The organism is Bradyrhizobium niftali, assembly GCF_004571025.1.
GTDB lineage: Bacteria > Pseudomonadota > Alphaproteobacteria > Rhizobiales > Xanthobacteraceae > Bradyrhizobium > Bradyrhizobium niftali.
The window spans coordinates 24,699-41,497 of record NZ_SPQT01000040.1; the positions used below are offsets into that span (position 1 = coordinate 24,699).

The following is a 16,799-nucleotide window of genomic DNA, read 5'->3' on the forward strand; positions in this document are numbered from 1 at the left end:
GGAATGACAGTGGAAGCTTACAGCGAAACGCCCGGCGGAATGTCCGCTTCGGTCACGCCCACCAGCTCCATGTTGGTGATGATCGCGTTGCGGATGAAGCCGAGGCCCTTGTTGAAGTCGATCCAGGTGTTGACGTAGTCGCGCCAGGTCTTGTCGGCCTCGCGGCGGAAGCCGGCGTTCGACGTGGTGGCGAAGATCGGGGTCGGCAGCACGAACTGGCCGAGCGAGGGGTTCTTCTTCAGCACGGTCAGCGACAGCATGGTGATCAGGCACTGGGCGTCGACGCGGCCGGTCTGGAGCGCGGCGGTGGCGTCGTCCGCGGTCTTCAGGCGCGAGATCTGCGCCTTCGGCGTCAGGCGGCTGACGACCTGATCGTGCGAGGAGCCCTGGTCGACCGCGATCTTGACGTCGGGCGAGTTCAGCTCGGCCCAGCTCTTCGGCTTGAAGTCCTTCTTGCAGAGGATGCCGAAGGCGTTGTTGAAGACCGGCACCGAGAAATCGACCACCAGCGCGCGCTTCGGGGTCGGGTTCAGGCCGAAGAAAATGTCGATCTTGTTGGACTGCAGGTCCAGCACCGAGTTGCCCCAGGTGGTCTCGGTGATCTCGAGCTCGGCTTCCATGTCGTCGGCGAGCGCCTTGGCGATGTCGACGTAAAAGCCCTTCCACTGGCCGCTGGCGAGATCCTTCATGTAATAGGGCGCGCCGCCGGCGACCGCGCCGATCCGCATCTTCTTGCTGCGGCGGATACGGGCGAAGGTTGATTCGTTCGGATCGGCGGCCTGGGCAACAGCCGGGGACGCCAGTGCGCCCGCGGCCATCGCGCCAACGGCGCCAAGTCCGACAATCGATGCAACATCACGACGTGTAACCATTGGGATCAATCGCTTTTCTGGTTGAAGGGGAGTTCCGGCAGCGTTCTTAGCAAGGTGGTCTCATCAGCGAAAGCACAGCCTGTCGGCTGGGCAGATCCGGATTTGCCCGGATGCTGGGCAAACCCAACCCGTTCAGGCTGATACCCGCTTGCTTTCCGCTTCCTTTGGCCCCAAATAGGGACCGGGAGATTGGCGGTGGACGAGCCACTCGCCAACCGGGTCAGGTCCGGAAGGAAGCAGCCCTAACGAGGTCCGGATCGGGTCGCTCGTCAGTCTCCTACCTGTTTTTCCGAGCGAATTGCGCCGGCGGCCCTGCCGCCAGCGCGCTCCTTTCCGCAAGAGCCGGCCGAGAGAGATTTCATTGCGGATCGACCGATGACCGACGCTGGCGCCCCTCCCAATTCCAATAGCGCCAGCCAGGCTGGCACGCCCTACCGGGTGCTGGCGCGCAAATACCGCCCCTCCTCTTTCGACGATCTGATCGGCCAGGAGGCCGTGGTCCGCACCGTCTCCAACGCGTTCGAGACCGGGCGCATCCCGCAGGCCTGGATCCTCACCGGCGTCCGCGGCGTCGGCAAGACCACCACTGCGCGCATCCTGGCCCGTGCACTCAACTACGAGATGCCGGATGGCTCGGTGAAGGGCCCGACCATCCACATGCCGACACTCGGCGTGCATTGCCAGGCGATCATGGAAAGCCGGCACATGGACGTGCTGGAGATGGACGCGGCCTCGCATACCGGCGTCGACGACGTCCGCCAGATCAATGACAGCGTGCGCTACGCGCCAGCCAGCGCCCGCTACAAGGTCTACATCATCGACGAAGTCCACATGCTGTCGACGGCGGCGTTCAACGCCTTCCTGAAGACGCTGGAGGAACCGCCGGAGCACGCCAAGTTCGTGTTCGCGACGACGGAGATCCGCAAGGTTCCCGTCACGGTGCTGTCGCGCTGCCAGCGCTTCGATCTGCGCCGGGTCGAGGCCGACGTGCTGATGAAGCACCTTGCCAGCATCGCCGCGAAGGAAAGCGTCGAGATCGAGCCCGAGGCGCTCGGCATCATCGCGCGCGCCGCGGAAGGCTCCGTGCGCGATTCGCTGTCGCTGCTCGACCAGGCGATCGCGCATGCGGCAGGCACGGTGAAAGCCGATGCGGTCAGGCAGATGCTGGGGCTCGCCGATCGGACGCGTGTGATCGACCTGTTCGATTCGCTGGCGCGCGGCGACATCGCCGCCGCCTTCAAGGAGTTCCGCGACCAGTACGACGTCGGCGCCGATCCGATCGTCGTGCTCTCGGACCTCGCCGAGTTCGTCAATTTCGTCACCCGCGTGAAGATCGTGCCGGCGACCGCCGACAACGTCGCCTATGGCGAGACCGAGCGGGTGCGCGCGCGGGATTTCGCCTCGAAAATCTCCATGCGCGTGCTGTCGCGGATGTGGCAGATGCTGCTCAAGGGCATCACCGAGGTGCAGGCCGCGACGCGGCCGGCCGCGGCCGCCGAGATGGTGCTGGTGCGCATCGCCTATGTCGCCGACCTGCCGACGCCGGACGAGGCGATCCGGATGCTGGAGCAGAACGGCGGCGGCTCGCCGGTCGTGAGCGGCGGCAGTGCGGCACGCAGTGCGCCGGCTGCGCCGATGGCTTCCGCAGCGCCTGTTGCCCAGGCGGCGCCCATGCGCGCGCCGAGTTCGCCGTCATCGTTCGGCGGCGGCGCCCGGCCGCAGATGGCGGCGCCTGCGCCCGATCCGCAAGCCGCAGCACCCCAGCTGCGCATCACCAGCTTCACCCAGCTCGTCGCGCTCGCGGGGCAGAAGCGCGACCTCCTGACCAAGGGTGCGCTCGAAGCCGACATGCGTCTCGTCCGTTTCGAGGAGGGCCGGCTGGAGGTCGCGCTCGAGCCCAACGCCTCCAAGACCATGATCACCGAGCTCGCGCGCAAGTTCGAGCTCTGGACCGGCCGGCGCTGGACCGTGATCTTCTCCAACGAGCAGGGCCAGCCGACATTGCGTTCGGTGAACCAGGCCGCCAAGCAGGAGCATGCGCGTACCGCTGAGGCCGATCCGCGCGTGCAGGAGGTGCTGTCGCGCTTCCCCGGATCGAAGGTTGTCGAGGTCCGCAGGCTTGCCCCCGAGACGCCGGAATCCAATATTAACGCCGACTATGGCAGTGACGATCCGCCCGACGGTTCCGATACCGACGACGATCTCTGAGCCTATCTTTCCAAGGACACCCGACCTATGGCTGATTTTCTCGGCATGATGAAGCAGGCGGCGCAGCTGCAATCCAAGATGCAGGAGATGCAGGACGCGCTCGGCAATGTGGAGGTCGAAGGCATCTCCGGCGGCGGCCTCGTCGTGGTGCGCATGACCGCGAAGATGGACGTCAAGGGCGTGAAGATCGATCCCTCGCTGATGAAGGCGGAAGAGCGCGAGGTGCTCGAGGACCTGCTCGTGACCGCGCTCGGTGATGCCCGCCGCAAGGCGGAGGCCGCCGTGCAGGAGAAGATGCAGTCGCTCACCGGCGGGCTCGGCCTGCCGCCGGGGCTGTTCGGCCAGTAACATGGGCGCGGTTGCAGGTCCTGAAATCGAGCGGCTGGTGCAGCTTCTCGCACGGCTGCCGGGCCTCGGTCCGCGCTCGGCGCGGCGCGCCGCGCTGCATCTGATCAAGAAGCGCGAAGCGCTGATGATGCCGCTGTCCTCGGCCCTCCAGGTCGCGCTCGACAAGGTCCAGGTCTGCAAGACCTGCGGCAACATCGACACGCAAAATCCCTGCACCGTCTGCACCGATCCGAAGCGCGATCCCTCGATCATCGTGGTCGTCGCCGACGTCGCCGACCTCTGGGCGCTGGAGCGGGCCAATGCGACTCAAGGGCGCTATCATGTGCTCGGTGCGACATTGTCGCCGCTCGACGGCGTCGGTCCGCAGGACCTCACCATCGACGCGCTGGTCGCGCGCGCGCATGCTGCCGAGGTGCACGAGATCATCCTGGCGCTGAACGCGACGGTGGACGGCCAGACCACGGCGCACTACATCACCGACCTGCTTCAGGACGCCAACGTAAAAGTAACGCGTCTCGCCCATGGTGTGCCGGTCGGCGGCGAGCTTGATTATCTCGATGAAGGTACGCTATCGGCCGCGATGCGGCAGCGAACCCTGTTCTAGCAATCCTACAGACCTTACGGAACGGACGACATGACGAAACTTTTCGCCACTCGATTAGCTTTGGTCGCGACGATGATGCTGCTGGTGACGCCGGCCATCTCCGCGCAGCAGGAGGACGCGGCGCCGCCGCCGCCCAAGCCCGGCAAGCCGATCAACACCGGCGACGTGCTCTCGGGCGAGCTGAACGCGATGAAGGTGCGCGACGTCAAGAATGCCGGCAAGCGGATCGCGATGTATCAGATCACCTCAGAGCCGCGCCGCCTGCCGGCGCCGAACGGGCTGTGCAATCTCGAGACCGGCCCCGAGACCTTCCAGCTCGTCACATCCAGCGACGCGCAGGCCACGCAGCTGAAGTCGTTCGTCGGCAAGGAGATCTCGGTCAAGGTCGACGAAGTCGCCTGCGCCAGCGATCCCGGCCAGATGAGCGAAGCCGTGGTCACGAAGTGGAGCATCATCAAGAAGCAGTAGGAGCATCAGATCGAGATGCCGTAGGGTGGGTTAGCCGAAGGCGTAACCCACCACTGTTTATCTCCGCGGTGACAGAAATGGTGGGTTACGCTGCGCTAACCCGCCCTACGAGAGCGTCACACCCGCACCGGCCCCAGCTCTTCGAAATGCCCGCGCTTCTGCAGCCATGTCAGCAGGACCAGGCTCGGGATCGCCACCAGCACGCAGATCACGAAGAACAGCGGCCAGCCGGTGGCCTTGGCGACATAGCCCGCCACCGACGAGAGATAGGTCCGTCCCACCGCGGCGAGCGCGGTCAGCAGCGCGTATTGGGTCGCCGTGTGCAGCGGGTTCTGGCACAGCGCGGAGAGATAGGCGACGAAGATCACGGTGCCGATGGCGCTGGTGAAGTTTTCGCAGGTGATGGCGAAGGCGAGCGCCCATTGGCTGGTGCCGACGAAGGCCAGCCAGGAGAACGACAGGTTGGCGAGCGCCTGCACCACGCCGCCGATCCACAAGCTCGTCGCCAGTGAATAGCGCCGCGCGACGAAGCCGCCGGCAAAGCCGCCGATCAGCGTGGCGGCGAGGCCGACGCCCTTCACGATCGCCGCATAGTCGTTGCGGGAGAAGCCGAGGTCGATCACGAACGGCGCCGTCATGGTGCCGGAGAAGGCGTCGGTGAACTTGAACAGCACGACGAAGGCAAGCGCAGCGAGCGCGTCCTTGCGCGCCAGGAATTCCGAGAAGGCGCCGATCGCCGCGTGCAGCACGCGCGCGAACGCCGTCTCGGCCTGCGTCGCGGCTTTCGCCCGCACCGACTGCTCGGGCTCGGTCGCGGCCAGCGCGGTGATCGTGCCGATCAGCACCATCGCCGCCATCACCACATAGCTCCACATCCAGGCCGATGTGCGCGAAATGCCGGTGCTCTCGAACCCGGAGACGATGAACAGCGCGCCCGCGGTCGAGACCAGCATGCCGATGCGATAGGCCGCGACATAGGACGCCATGCCGGCGGCCTGCTCGCTCTCCGGCAGGCTCTCGACGCGGAAGGCGTCGACCACGATGTCCTGCGTCGAGGACGTCGTCGCCACCAGCAGCGCGCCGAGCGCGACGTAGAACGGTGAGCGTGCGGGATCGGTCAGCGCCAGCAGCAGGATGGCGACGATCAGCAGCAGCTGCGAGAACAGCAGCCAGCCGCGCCGCCGTCCGAACGCGTGCGTGAACAGCGGCACGTGCAGCGCATCCACCAGCGGCGCCCACAGGAATTTCAGCGTGTAGGGCGTGCCGACCAGCGCAAACAGCCCGATGGTTCCGAGATCGACCCCGGCCTCGCGCATCCACACCAGCAGCGTCGAGCCCGACAGCGCCAGCGGCAGCCCGGACGAGAAGCCGAGGAACAGCACGATCAGCACCCGCGGTTGCAGGTACACGGCAAGGCTGTCACGCCAGGAGGCGGCCGGGGCGGAAGTCGCGGCGGGGGAGGTCGCGTCGGGTGCGGTCATGGGGAGGTGTTAGCAGATTCTGGGGGCCACAAGGGAGCTGTCGTCGCCCTCTCCGCTGTCATCGTCCGCGAAGGCGGACGATCCAGTAACCACCAGCGTCTCGGTTCAATCACACCCGCCGCAGCGTACTGGATACCCCGCCTTCGCGGGGTATGACAGCGTCGACAGTGTCATGATGGTCCGGCTATCCCGGGATAGAGATCATCCCAATTCGGGTTGTGCTGCTCGATCAAGCGGGCCTTCCAGGCCCTGTTCCACTTCTTGAGCCGCTTCTCCCGTTTGATCGCATTCTCGGGGTCATCGAATTGCTCGAAATAGACTAGCTTCACCACGCCGTATTCCCTCGTGAAGCTCTCGACCAACTGCAATTTGTGCTCGGCTACGCGGCGGATGAGGTCATTCGTAACGCCGATATACAGCGTGCCCCCAATCTTGCTGGCGACGATGTACACGTAGTAGCAGCGTGCGCCCATCTGCCGCATTTCCCTCCGCCGTCATCGTCCGCGAAGGCGGACGATCCAGTACTCCGCGGCGTTCCGGATCAATAACGACTGCCGCGGCGTACTGGATGCCCCGCCTTCGCGGGGCATGACAGTGTGCCTTAAACTCACTCCCCCGCCTGGAGCTTCCTCGGGAACAGTTCGGGCGCGCCGGTTGCCACCAGGTGCGGGCCCTCCGCCGGCGCATCGGCCTTGCTGAAATCGAGCTCCTCGATCCGTCCGGCGCGCTTCTCGATCTTGTCGGCGGAGATCAGCACCTGGCGGACGTCCTCGTTCGCGTCGGCAAAGTGCTTCTGCAGCTTCAGCACGCGGTCGCGCAGGCGGCCGAGATCGTCGCCGAGCTTGATGACCTCGGTGCGGATCTGGTCGGCCGCATCGCGCATGCGCGCGTCCTTCATGATCTGCTGCATCACCTGGATCGCCAGCATCAGGAGCGAGGGCGACACCAGCACGACTCGCGCGCGGTAGGCCTTCTGGATCACGTCGTCGAAGCCGTCATGGATCTCGGCATAGACCGATTCCGACGGCACGAACATCAGCGCCATCTCCTGGGTCTCGCCGGTGACGAGATATTTTTCCGCGATGTCGCTGACATGCTTCATCACGTCGCCGCGCAGCCGCTGCGTGGCGATGCGCTTCTCCTCGTCGGTACGGGCGTCGTGCAGCGCGGTCATCGCTTCGAGCGGAAACTTCGCGTCGATGCAGAGCGGGCGCTGGTCGGGCAGGAACACGACGCAGTCCGGCCGCTTTCCGGTCGAAAGCGTGAACTGGAACTCGTAGGCGCCCTTCGGCAAGCCGTCCTGGACGATCGCCTCCATCCGCGCCTGGCCGAAGGCGCCGCGCGACTGCTTGTTGGCGAGCACGTCGCGCAAGGTCGTCACCTGCGTGGTGAGGTCGGTGAGGTTCTTGTGCGCGTTGTCGATGATGCCGAGCCGCTCGTGCAGGGCGTGCAGGCTCTCCATGGTGTTGCGGGTCGAGTGCTCCATCGACTGGCCGACGCGATGGGTGACCGAATCCAGCCGTTCATTGACCGCGCGAGCCATCTCGGCCTGGCGGCCGGCCAGCGCCTGGGTCATGGCGTCGACCCGGCCCGCGGACTCGCTCTGGGCATGCAGCATCTGGCTGATGCGCTCCTCGAGCTCGTCGGCGCGGATCGCATTGGCCATCGCGAGTTCCGCCCCGCGCCGCCCCGAGCGGGCAATCACCACGGCGATCACAACCAGCAGGATGAGGACCAGGACGCCGAAGCCGATCAGCGCGTCGATCGTGCGCACCGGCCAGTCGCCGGCCACGAAAATGATCTCGTTCATGCCTGCCCTTCTAGCCGATTCGGCCGTCTCCACGAACGAATAGCGAACATTTATGGTAAATGCCCCGTTAATTTTTATGGTTAACGAAACCTGAAGCTTTATGGTTAGCGGAGGGTTAACAGGGTTCCTGGCCGCATTGACCGCGTCCGGCGCCCGGCTTAAATCGCCGCCATGGCCCTCAGAGAAATCATCATCCTGCCCGACAAGCAGCTGCGTCTGGTCTCCAAGCCGATCGAGAAGGTCACGACGGAGATCCGCAAGCTTGCCGACGACATGTTCGAGACCATGTACGACGCGCCCGGCATTGGCCTCGCGGCGATCCAGATCGCGCAGCCGTTGCGGCTGATCACCATGGACCTCGCCAAGCGCGACGAGAACGGCGAGACCAAGCCGGAGCCGCGCGTCTTCATCAATCCGGAAGTCATCGCCTCGTCCGAGGAGCTGTCGGTCTACGAGGAAGGCTGCCTGTCGATCCCCGAATATTACGAGGAGGTCGAACGTCCCGCGAAGGTGCGCGTGCGCTTCACCGATCTCGACGGCAAGATGCACGAGGAGGACGCCGAAGGCCTCTACGCCACCTGCATCCAGCACGAGATCGACCATCTCAACGGCGTCTTGTTCGTCGACTATCTGTCGAAGCTCAAGCGCGACCGCGTGATCAAGAAGTTCGAGAAAGCCGCCAAGCGCGCGGAGTAAGGTTCTCTCTCTGTCGTCATGGCCGGGCTTGACCCGGCCATCCACGCCTTGCTTGCTTTGTCGCGAAGACCGTGGATGCCCGGGTCAAGCCCGGGCATGACGGAGAACCAGAACTCTCACCGAACGCAGTCACATGCCCCTTCGCCTCATCTTCATGGGCACGCCCGATTTCTCCGTGCCGACGCTGCTCGAGCTCGTCGCCCATGGCCATGAGATCGTGGCTGTCTATACGCGCGCGCCGAAGCCGGGCGGGCGGCGCGGCCTGCAATTGCAGCCGACGCCGGTGGAGGAAGCCGCGCGAAAACTCGGCGTGCCCGTGCTGACGCCGAAGTCGCTGAAGACAGAGGAAGCGCTGGAGCAGTTTCGCGCCTTTGACGCCGACGCCGCCGTGGTCGTCGCCTACGGCATGATTCTGCCGCAGGCCATTCTCGATGCGCCAAAGCTCGGCTGCTACAATCTGCACGCTTCGCTGCTGCCGCGCTGGCGCGGTGCCGCGCCGATCAACCGCGCGATCATGGCTGATGATGCCGAGAGCGGCGTCATGGTGATGAAGATGGACGTCGGCCTCGACACCGGCGACGTCGCCATGGCCGAGCGCCTCGCGATCACCGACAACATGACCGCGGCCGACCTGCACGATCGCCTGTCCCGGCTCGGCGCCGACCTGATGGTGCGGGCCATGGCGGCGCTCGGCCGCGGCGGGCTCCAGCTCAAGAAGCAGAGCGAGGACGGCGTCACCTATGCGGCCAAGATCGACAAGGCCGAGGCGCGCATCGACTGGAGCAAGCCCGCGCGCGCCGTGCTGCGCCACATCCACGGCCTGGCGCCGTTCCCCGGCGCCTGGGCCGAGCTCGCAGGCGTCAGTGAGAACGCACGCGTGAAAATCCTGCGCTGCGAGCTCGCCAAGGGCTCGGGCGCGCCGGGCGAGGTGCTCGACGACCAGCTCACCATCGCCTGCGGCGAGGGCGCGATCCGCATCGTCGAGCTCCAGCGCGAAGGCAAGGCGCGGATGCAGGCGGTCGACTTCCTGCGCGGTGTGCCGATGAAGGCGGGCGCGAAATTCACCTGACACTGTCATACCCCGCGAAGGCGGGGTATCCAGTACGCCGAGGCTTCTCGGTTGAACGGAGGGGCCGCGGCGTACTGGATCGCCCGGTCAAGCCGGGCGATGACGGCAGAATTGGAAACGATGCCCCGCTACAAGCTCACCATCGAATATGACGGCGCGCCGTTCTTCGGCTGGCAGGTGCAGGACACGCTGCCGTCGGTGCAGGGCGCATTGGAAGCGGCGGTGAAGGCGATGACCGGCGCGGATCTGCGGGTGCATGGCGCCGGCCGCACCGATGCCGGCGTGCATGCGCGCGGCCAGGTCGCTCATGTCGACATCGAGAAGCAGTTTCCGCCGGGCCGTTTTCGCGACGGTCTCAATGCGCATCTGCGCCCGCATCCGATTGCGGTGCTCGAGGCCGAGATCGTGCCAGATACCTTCGAGGCGCGCTTCTCCGCCGTAAAGCGCCACTATCGCTACCGCATCGTCAACACCCGCGCCAACCTCGCGCTCGACGTCGGCCACGCCTGGCGCGTCCCACGCCGGCTCGATGCCGAGGCGATGCATGCGGCCGCGCAACGCCTGCTCGGCAAGCACGATTTCACGACCTTCCGCGACACCGAGTGCCAGGCCAAATCGCCGGAGAAGACGCTCGACCAGCTCGACGTGATGCGCGACGGCCGCGAGATCACCATTGTCACCTCGGCGCGCTCGTTCCTGCACAGCCAGGTGCGCTCGATGGTCGGATCGCTGGTCTGGGTCGGCGAGGGACGCTGGACCGCGGACGATTTGTCCGCAGCGCTGGAAGCCCGCAACCGCGCGGCGTGCGGCATCGTCGCGCCGCCGGACGGGCTGTATCTGGTGAAGGTGGATTATTAGGGCGGGAGGCACAGAGAGCGCATTCTCTCGCCCCATCATCGGTGTCATGCCCCGCCACCGGGTCTCGCCTTCGGCGAGCCCGATGACAGGCTCCGGCGGGGCATCCAGTACGCCGCAGCCTCTCGGCTCAATCACTGCTGTCTCTGGAATACTGGATCGCCCGCCTTCGCGGGCGATGACAGCGGAGGACTTGGCGATAGTTGGAGCTACCCAAAATACCGCGCCAAAATCCCCCGATACACCTTCGTCAGCTTCTCCAGGTCCACCACCGGCACACGCTCGTTGACCTGGTGCATGGTCTGGCCGACCAGGCCGAACTCGATCACGGGGCAATAGCTGGAGATGAAGCGTGCGTCCGAGGTGCCGCCTGAGGTCGACAGCTCCGGCTTGCGGCCCGTCACCTCCTCGATCGCCGACACCGCGAGATCGGTGAACGGACCGGGCTTGGTGACGAACACGTTCGAGTTCGACGGCTCCCAGATGATGCGGGCGCGGATGCGGTTGCCGCAGGCCTTTGTCAGCCGCGTCTCGACCAGCTCGCGCAAGGATGCCTGGGTGTGGTTGTCGTTGTAGCGGATGTTGAATTTTGCGCGGGCCTCGCCGGGGATGACGTTGTTGGCCTTGTTGCCGACGTCGACCGAGGTGAACTCGAGATTGGACGCCTGGAACTGCGCGCTGCCATGATCGAGCGGCTCGTCGGAGATCGCCACGATCAACCGCGAAATGTCCGGCACGGGATTGGAGGCGCGGTGCGGATAGGCGACATGGCCCTGCACGCCGTCGACATACAGCGTGCCGGATTGCGAGCCGCGGCGGCCGACCTTGATGGTGTCGCCGAGCGTCTCGACATTGGAGGGCTCGCCCAGCACGCAATGATCGAATTTTTCGCCGCGCTCGGCGGCCCATTTCAGGAGCTTGATGGTGCCGTTGATGGAGACGTCTTCCTCGTCGCCGGTGATCAGGAACGAGATCGAACCCGTGCCGTCGGCGCGCGGCTTGCCGCCATTGGCGGCGAGATGTTCCAGCACCGCGGCGACCGAGCAGGCGATGCCGCCCTTCATGTCGACCGCGCCACGGCCGTGCAGGAAGCCGTCCTTCACCTCGCCGGAGAACGCGCCGACGCTCCAGGCGCTCTCGTCGCCCGGCGGCACCACGTCGGTGTGGCCGGCGAAGGTGATGTGCGGGCCTTCGCTGCCGATCCGCGCATAGAGATTGTCGACGTCGGCAGTGCCGGGCTCGCTGAACGTCACGCGGTGGCAGGTGAAGCCGGCTGCGTTGAGCGCGTTTTCAAGCACCCCGAGCGCGCCGGCATCGGCCGGGGTTACCGAGGGGCAGCGGATGAGATCGCGGGCAATCGAGAGAGCATCGGTCATGCGCCCCGCTTAACATGCATGCCGCCGGGTGGGCTAGCGCTGGGCGGGACAAATTCGATCTCGCTCTGCTGGTCCCAGCTTTTCGCAGGGGAAGGGCCGTCCTCGGTCTTGGCCAATGGATCAGGACCGAACCTGCTATTGCCGACGCTGCCGGGCATAATGAACATCTCGACAAATCCCCACAGCCACAGGATGGACGCGACCAGCCAGAACGGAAGCATCCAGTAGGAGTTCGGCAGCAGGTCCGAGAACTGGCTGTATAGGCCGGGCAGGAAGAAGAACAGAACGAGCCACCAGCCGCGCCTGTCGCGATCATGCAGCCGCTTGATCGCCGTCGCGAGATAGATCCAGAGGAACAGCGACAAGCCGAACGCCTTCAGGATCAGGTTCGTGCGATCAAGGGACGAAAGCGGGCGATAGGCCCGGGGATCGACCAGCTTGAAGAGGTCGTCGAGGCCGAAGTCGAAATCGAGCTTCAGCGATAACTTCAATGCCCCCTCGGCGTCGATGAGATGGATCACCTGACCGATCACGCCGAGCAGGGCCGCCAGCAGCGCGACAATGAGCAGCGCCTGCCACAGCAGAGCGCGGTTGATGCGGCCGTCGAAGCGGAAGAGGTACCAGGTCCAGTCCATGGCGAAGGTTCCAGGCGGTAGTGGCCGCCTGGTGATTGGTCGCGATGGAAGGAGGGTGGGTTCGATTGGCCCTCCGGCGTCGTCCCGGCGAAGGCCGGGACCCATAACCACAAAACGCAGTTGGTTGTGAAGCTACTAACTCGGAGTCTTCGCCAAACCACTCCCTGGGAGCATGGGTCCCGGCCTTCGCCGGGACGACGATGGATAGGCAGCGTAGCCGAACTTAATCCCGCAGCAGCTCGTTGATGCTGGTCTTGGACCGCGTGCGCTCGTCGACGCGCTTGACGATCACGGCGCAGGCGGTGCTCGGGCCGATATGGCCGTTCTTCATGGGCTTGCCGGGCAGCGCGCCGGGCACCACCACCGAATATTCGGGCACTTCGCCGATGAAGACCTCGCCGGTCTCGCGGTCGACGATCTTGGTCGAGGCGCCCAGGAACACGCCCATGGCCAGCACCGCGCCCTTGCGCACGATCACGCCTTCGGCGACCTCGGAGCGCGCGCCGATGAAGCAATCGTCCTCGATGATCACGGGCTCGGCCTGGAGCGGCTCGAGCACGCCGCCGATTCCGGCGCCGCCCGAGATGTGCACGCGCTTGCCGATCTGCGCGCAGGAGCCGACGGTGGCCCAGGTATCGACCATGGTGCTCTCATCGACATAAGCGCCGAGATTGACGAAGGATGGCATCAGCACGACGTTCTTGGCGATGAAGGCCGAGCGGCGCACCACCGCGCCGGGCACCGCGCGAAAACCGGCATCGCGAAAACGGTTCTCGCCCCAGCCTTCGAACTTCGAGGGCACCTTGTCCCACCAGGTCGCCTTGCCGGGACCGCCGGGAATGACGCCCATGTCGTTGAGGCGGAAGGACAGCAGCACGGCCTTCTTCAGCCACTGATTGACCTTCCACTTGCCGTCGGCCCCGCGCTCGGCAACGCGCGCCTCGCCCTTGTCCAGAGTCTCCAGCACCTGGTCCACGGCCTCGCGCACCTCGCCCTTGGTCGAGGTCGAGATGCCGTCACGCGCGTCGAAGGCGCTGTTGATGGTGGATTCGAGGGCGGACAGGGACATCGGGATTTCCTCTAGGGAATGGGAATTTTGATGGATTGGAGCGCTTTTTCGGGATTTGGCGGGGCGGAGTCAAGGCATACTCATCCGTCGTCCCGGACAAGCGGGCATGAGTCCCGTAGCCCGGATGGAGCGCAGCGCAAGCCGGGACGGTCGCTCCGCGGCGAGAGGCCCCGGATTACGCTGCGCTCCATCCGGGCTACGGACTTTCGCCGGGACGACAGCGGTTATTTCGGCGACAGCCCCGCCAAAAACCCCGCCAGATCGTCCGTGACATGGTCCACATGGGCGGCATCGCGGCCTTCCAGTTCCCAGTCCTCGCGCACCACTTCCTTGGTGCCGTCGGGCACCACCAGCACCGTGGTCATGCCGAGCTCGTGGGGAACGGTGAGGTTGCGGGCGAGGTCCTCGAACATGGCGGCCCGGGTCGGATCGACGGCATGATCGCCGAGGAATTTCCGGTAGGTCTGCGCCGCCGGCTTGGGCTCGAAGCCGGCGGCAATGATGTCGAACACGCCGTCGAAATGGGTGGCGAGGCCGAGCCGCGCCAGCACCGCCTCGACATGGTCGACCGAGCCGTTGGTCAGGATCAGCTTGCGTCCCGGCAGTTTTGCGATGGCCGCGCCGAGCGCCGGATTCGGCTCCAGCGGCGAGTGGTCGATCTTGTGGACGTAGGCGAGATAGTCGTCGGCGTGCACGCCATGCAGGGTCATCATGCCGCGCATGGTGGTGCCGAAGCGCCGGTAATAGTCCTTCTGGATATTGCGCGCTTCCTCTGGCCCGACGTTCAGCCAGTTGCAGACGAACTCCCCGATCCGCGCATCGACCTGCTGCCACAGATTGACGTGATGCGGATACAGCGTGTTGTCGAGGTCGAATACCCAGGTATCGACATGGGTGAAGGTGCGGGGTGGGTTCATCTCAATTCTCTATCTGCTACACGGCAAACGCCGCCCATTATCCGCTGTCGTCCCGGCGAAGGCCGGGACCCATACCCCCAGGGAGTGGTTAGACTCGGAGTTGGCAGCTTCGCGCGACAACTTGCTCTTGTGGTTATGGGTCCCGGCCTTCGCCGGGACGACACCGGTGTTTGTGGCGTCGTCATACTCACGGCATCGCAAACCGCAGCGTCCTGCCGCCGCTCGACATGTCGACCACGCCAAAACCCATCGCTGCAAACCCGCGCGCGCCGCAATCGGTCTGCTCAACGGTCTCGAACTTGGTCTCGCGCGTGCAGAGCTGCTTCTCGCCGCCCCAGTTCAGCGGCTTGTCCTTCAGCTTGATGGCGCGGTTGTCGGCATCGACGGCTTCCGCGAAGCTGAAGGTCTGCTTCGGCTGGCCGCTCACGTCGGGGTGCAGGCATTTGCCGGGGTCGATGCGGTACCAGCCGCGGCTCGTCACCGACTTGCCGTCGTCGGTGGCGATCGCCGCCATCACCTTGTGCGGGGTGTCGTTGCACCAGGTCAGACCGCTCGGCGACGGCGTCTGCGTCGCATCGACCATGGTCTTGAAGAAATTCGGCGACGACACGGCGTCGGACGAAAGCCCGCGGCTCTTCAGGAACGCAGCCAGCGCGCCCTGCGTCTTCGGTCCGTCGACACCGTCGATGGCGCCGACGTCATAACCGATGATCACCAGCAGCCGCTGGATGCCGGCGAGGCGCGCCTGCTCGTCGTCATATTCGGAATCCTCGGCGAGATACGTCACCAGATTGCCGTCGTCGCCTTGCGTCGGTGTCACTTGCGTGAAGGCGGCCTGGGTCTGGCCGCTGCGGCATTGCCGTGCAGCCGCGATGACGAAATTATCCTGGGCGACGCACAGCATGTCGCTGCCGTTCTGCGGGATCGGCGAGGCGCCATAGACGCCGAGCGCGCGGGCATTGAGCAGGATACGGTCGGCGGTCAGCGTGCCCTGCACCACCACGCGGCAGGTGGCGGGATCGATCCTGAACCAGCCGCGCGTCGCGGTCGCCGCCTTGTCGTCGATGCCGATCGCGGCCTCGACGACATAGGACATGCGGTTGCAGATCTTGAGGTCGGCGAAGGCAGGGGCCGAGGAGAACAGGAACGAGACGGCCGCGGCAGGCAGCGTCATCAGGAAGCGGGTGAGGGGGGAGCGGCGCGGTCTCGCCCCTGTCATTCCGGGGCGATGCGAAGCATCGAACCCGGAATCTCGAGATTCCGGGTTCGCCCTGCGGGCGCCCCGGAATGACTCTGCGAGGCGAGAGCCGTGGATGCCCGGGTCATTTGAGCGAAGACGCGCTTCGCGCTCTTGCCCGGGCATGACGACCTTCTTCCGCTGCTCGCGTTCGCCCGTCACTTGTGGATCAGCGTCCCCGTGCCCTGGTTGGTGAACAGCTCGAGCAGCACCGCGTGCTGCATCTTGCCGTCGATGATGACGACGCCCTCCACGCCCTGTTCGAGCGCGTAGATGCAGGTCTCGACCTTCGGAATCATGCCGCCGGAAATGGTGCCGTCGGCGATCAGTTTTCGCGCGTCCTTCACCGAAAGCTGCGGAATCAGCTTCTTCGACTTGTCGAGCACGCCGGGCACGTCGGTGAGCAGCAGCAGGCGCTTTGCCTTCAGCGCGCCGGCGACCGCACCGGCAAAGGTGTCGGCGTTGACGTTCAGCGTCTGGCCTTCCTTGGAGGTCGCGAGCGGCGCCAGCACCGGGATCAGCTCGTAGCCGATCAGCTGGTTGAGCAGCGTGAGGTCAACCTTCTCGGGGTCGCCGACGAAGCCGAGATCAATCGCCTTCTCGATGTTCGAGCCCGGATCGACGATGGTGCGCGTCGTCTTCGACGCCTTCACCATGTTGGCGTCCTTGCCCGATAGTCCCACGGCCTTGCCGCCGGCTTCGTTGATGTAGCCGACGATCTGCTTGTTGACGGAGCCGGCCAGCACCATCTCGACGATCTCGATGGTCGCGGCATCGGTGATGCGCAGGCCTGCTGCGAACTCCGACTGGATGCCGAGGCGCTTGAGCATGGTCGCGATCTGCGGCCCGCCGCCATGCACGACCACCGGGTTGATCGCGGTCTGCTCCAGCAGCACGATGTCGCGGGCAAAGTTCTTCGCCGTCTCCTCGTCGCCCATGGCATGGCCGCCATATTTGATGACGATGGTTTCCTCGTCATACTGCTGCATGTGCGGCAGCGCTTCGGACAGGATGCGGGCCTGGTCGAGCGGGGAGATGTCGGTCATGAGGCGGATCTCGCTGGCGGGACTGTCGGGCCGCGTTCTATCCGATTGGCGGGGTCAGCGCAAAGTATGCCTGACATGTAGCCCGGATGGAGCGAAGCGTAATCCGGG

Annotated in this window: 17 protein-coding genes and 1 other RNA gene; 8 read left to right on the plus strand and 10 right to left on the minus strand. The window is 65.4% G+C overall.

Annotation, left to right across the window (positions count from 1 at the left end):
* Window positions 1-17 precede the first annotated feature (17 nt).
* Window positions 18-872, minus strand: coding sequence for a transporter substrate-binding domain-containing protein (locus tag E4K65_RS41640; protein ID WP_135179039.1), 855 nt, complete (start codon window positions 870-872; stop codon window positions 18-20).
* Between the two features lie 184 nt (window positions 873-1,056).
* On the opposite strand from E4K65_RS41640, the gene ffs reads away from it, so the two are divergent.
* From ffs to E4K65_RS41665, 5 genes are all read left to right on the plus strand, one after another.
* Window positions 1,057-1,153: signal recognition particle sRNA small type (gene ffs / locus E4K65_RS41645), an RNA gene on the plus strand.
* 94 nt (window positions 1,154-1,247) lie between these two features.
* Window positions 1,248-3,080: a DNA polymerase III subunit gamma/tau gene (locus tag E4K65_RS41650; RefSeq protein ID WP_135179040.1), complete on the plus strand. Its 1,833-nt coding sequence runs from the start codon at window positions 1,248-1,250 to the stop codon at window positions 3,078-3,080.
* Window positions 3,081-3,107: 27 nt separating this feature from the next.
* Entirely contained in the window at window positions 3,108-3,428 is a 321-nt protein-coding gene (locus tag E4K65_RS41655) for a YbaB/EbfC family nucleoid-associated protein (RefSeq protein WP_011090837.1), read from the plus strand.
* Window position 3,429: 1 nt separating this feature from the next.
* A complete protein-coding gene (gene recR / locus E4K65_RS41660; RefSeq protein WP_025032504.1) occupies window positions 3,430-4,032 on the plus strand; it encodes a recombination mediator RecR in 603 nt (200 codons plus the stop codon).
* A gap of 30 nt (window positions 4,033-4,062) precedes the next feature.
* On the plus strand, window positions 4,063-4,500 hold the full coding sequence (locus E4K65_RS41665; protein WP_135179041.1) for a hypothetical protein: 438 nt from the start codon (window positions 4,063-4,065) through the stop codon (window positions 4,498-4,500).
* A gap of 116 nt (window positions 4,501-4,616) precedes the next feature.
* On the opposite strand, the gene E4K65_RS41670 is transcribed toward E4K65_RS41665, so the two are convergent.
* From E4K65_RS41670 to E4K65_RS41680, 3 genes are all read right to left on the minus strand, one after another.
* On the minus strand, window positions 4,617-5,981 hold the full coding sequence (locus tag E4K65_RS41670) for an AmpG family muropeptide MFS transporter (RefSeq protein WP_135179042.1): 1,365 nt from the start codon (window positions 5,979-5,981) through the stop codon (window positions 4,617-4,619).
* Between the two features lie 170 nt (window positions 5,982-6,151).
* A complete protein-coding gene (locus tag E4K65_RS41675) occupies window positions 6,152-6,454 on the minus strand; it encodes a GIY-YIG nuclease family protein (protein WP_167771584.1) in 303 nt (100 codons plus the stop codon).
* Window positions 6,455-6,588: 134 nt separating this feature from the next.
* On the minus strand, window positions 6,589-7,791 hold the full coding sequence (locus E4K65_RS41680) for a DNA recombination protein RmuC (protein WP_167771580.1): 1,203 nt from the start codon (window positions 7,789-7,791) through the stop codon (window positions 6,589-6,591).
* A gap of 171 nt (window positions 7,792-7,962) precedes the next feature.
* Between E4K65_RS41680 and def the strand changes: the two genes are divergently transcribed.
* The 3 genes from def (at window position 7,963) to truA (ending at window position 10,414) form a co-directional block, all read left to right on the plus strand.
* Window positions 7,963-8,487 carry a peptide deformylase gene (def, locus tag E4K65_RS41685; RefSeq protein ID WP_135179045.1) on the plus strand — a complete coding sequence of 175 codons (525 nt, stop codon included), beginning with the start codon at window positions 7,963-7,965 and terminating at the stop codon, window positions 8,485-8,487.
* Window positions 8,488-8,620: 133 nt separating this feature from the next.
* A complete protein-coding gene (gene fmt / locus E4K65_RS41695; RefSeq protein ID WP_135179047.1) occupies window positions 8,621-9,556 on the plus strand; it encodes a methionyl-tRNA formyltransferase in 936 nt (311 codons plus the stop codon).
* Between the two features lie 120 nt (window positions 9,557-9,676).
* Window positions 9,677-10,414: a tRNA pseudouridine(38-40) synthase TruA gene (gene truA / locus E4K65_RS41700; RefSeq protein WP_167771581.1), complete on the plus strand. Its 738-nt coding sequence runs from the start codon at window positions 9,677-9,679 to the stop codon at window positions 10,412-10,414.
* Between the two features lie 206 nt (window positions 10,415-10,620).
* Here truA and dapE read toward each other — a convergent pair whose 3' ends face one another.
* The 6 genes from dapE to argB all read right to left on the minus strand — a co-directional run bounded on the left by dapE (window position 10,621) and on the right by argB (window position 16,691).
* Window positions 10,621-11,787: a succinyl-diaminopimelate desuccinylase gene (gene dapE, locus E4K65_RS41705; protein ID WP_135179049.1), complete on the minus strand. Its 1,167-nt coding sequence runs from the start codon at window positions 11,785-11,787 to the stop codon at window positions 10,621-10,623.
* Window positions 11,784-12,422 carry a DUF805 domain-containing protein gene (locus E4K65_RS41710; RefSeq protein ID WP_135179050.1) on the minus strand — a complete coding sequence of 213 codons (639 nt, stop codon included), beginning with the start codon at window positions 12,420-12,422 and terminating at the stop codon, window positions 11,784-11,786. The genes dapE and E4K65_RS41710 overlap by 4 nt, the downstream gene beginning before the upstream one ends.
* A gap of 223 nt (window positions 12,423-12,645) precedes the next feature.
* Window positions 12,646-13,491, minus strand: coding sequence for a 2,3,4,5-tetrahydropyridine-2,6-dicarboxylate N-succinyltransferase (gene dapD, locus E4K65_RS41715; protein WP_135179051.1), 846 nt, complete (start codon window positions 13,489-13,491; stop codon window positions 12,646-12,648).
* 224 nt (window positions 13,492-13,715) lie between these two features.
* Window positions 13,716-14,408 carry a pyrimidine 5'-nucleotidase gene (locus E4K65_RS41720; RefSeq protein ID WP_135179052.1) on the minus strand — a complete coding sequence of 231 codons (693 nt, stop codon included), beginning with the start codon at window positions 14,406-14,408 and terminating at the stop codon, window positions 13,716-13,718.
* 187 nt (window positions 14,409-14,595) lie between these two features.
* Window positions 14,596-15,582, minus strand: a complete 987-nt coding sequence (locus tag E4K65_RS41725) for a DUF1036 domain-containing protein (RefSeq protein WP_167771585.1) — start codon at window positions 15,580-15,582, stop codon at window positions 14,596-14,598.
* 221 nt (window positions 15,583-15,803) lie between these two features.
* Window positions 15,804-16,691 (minus strand): acetylglutamate kinase, encoded by an 888-nt coding sequence (gene argB, locus E4K65_RS41730; protein ID WP_011090823.1) that lies wholly within the window; start codon window positions 16,689-16,691, stop codon window positions 15,804-15,806.
* Window positions 16,692-16,799: the final 108 nt, after the last annotated feature.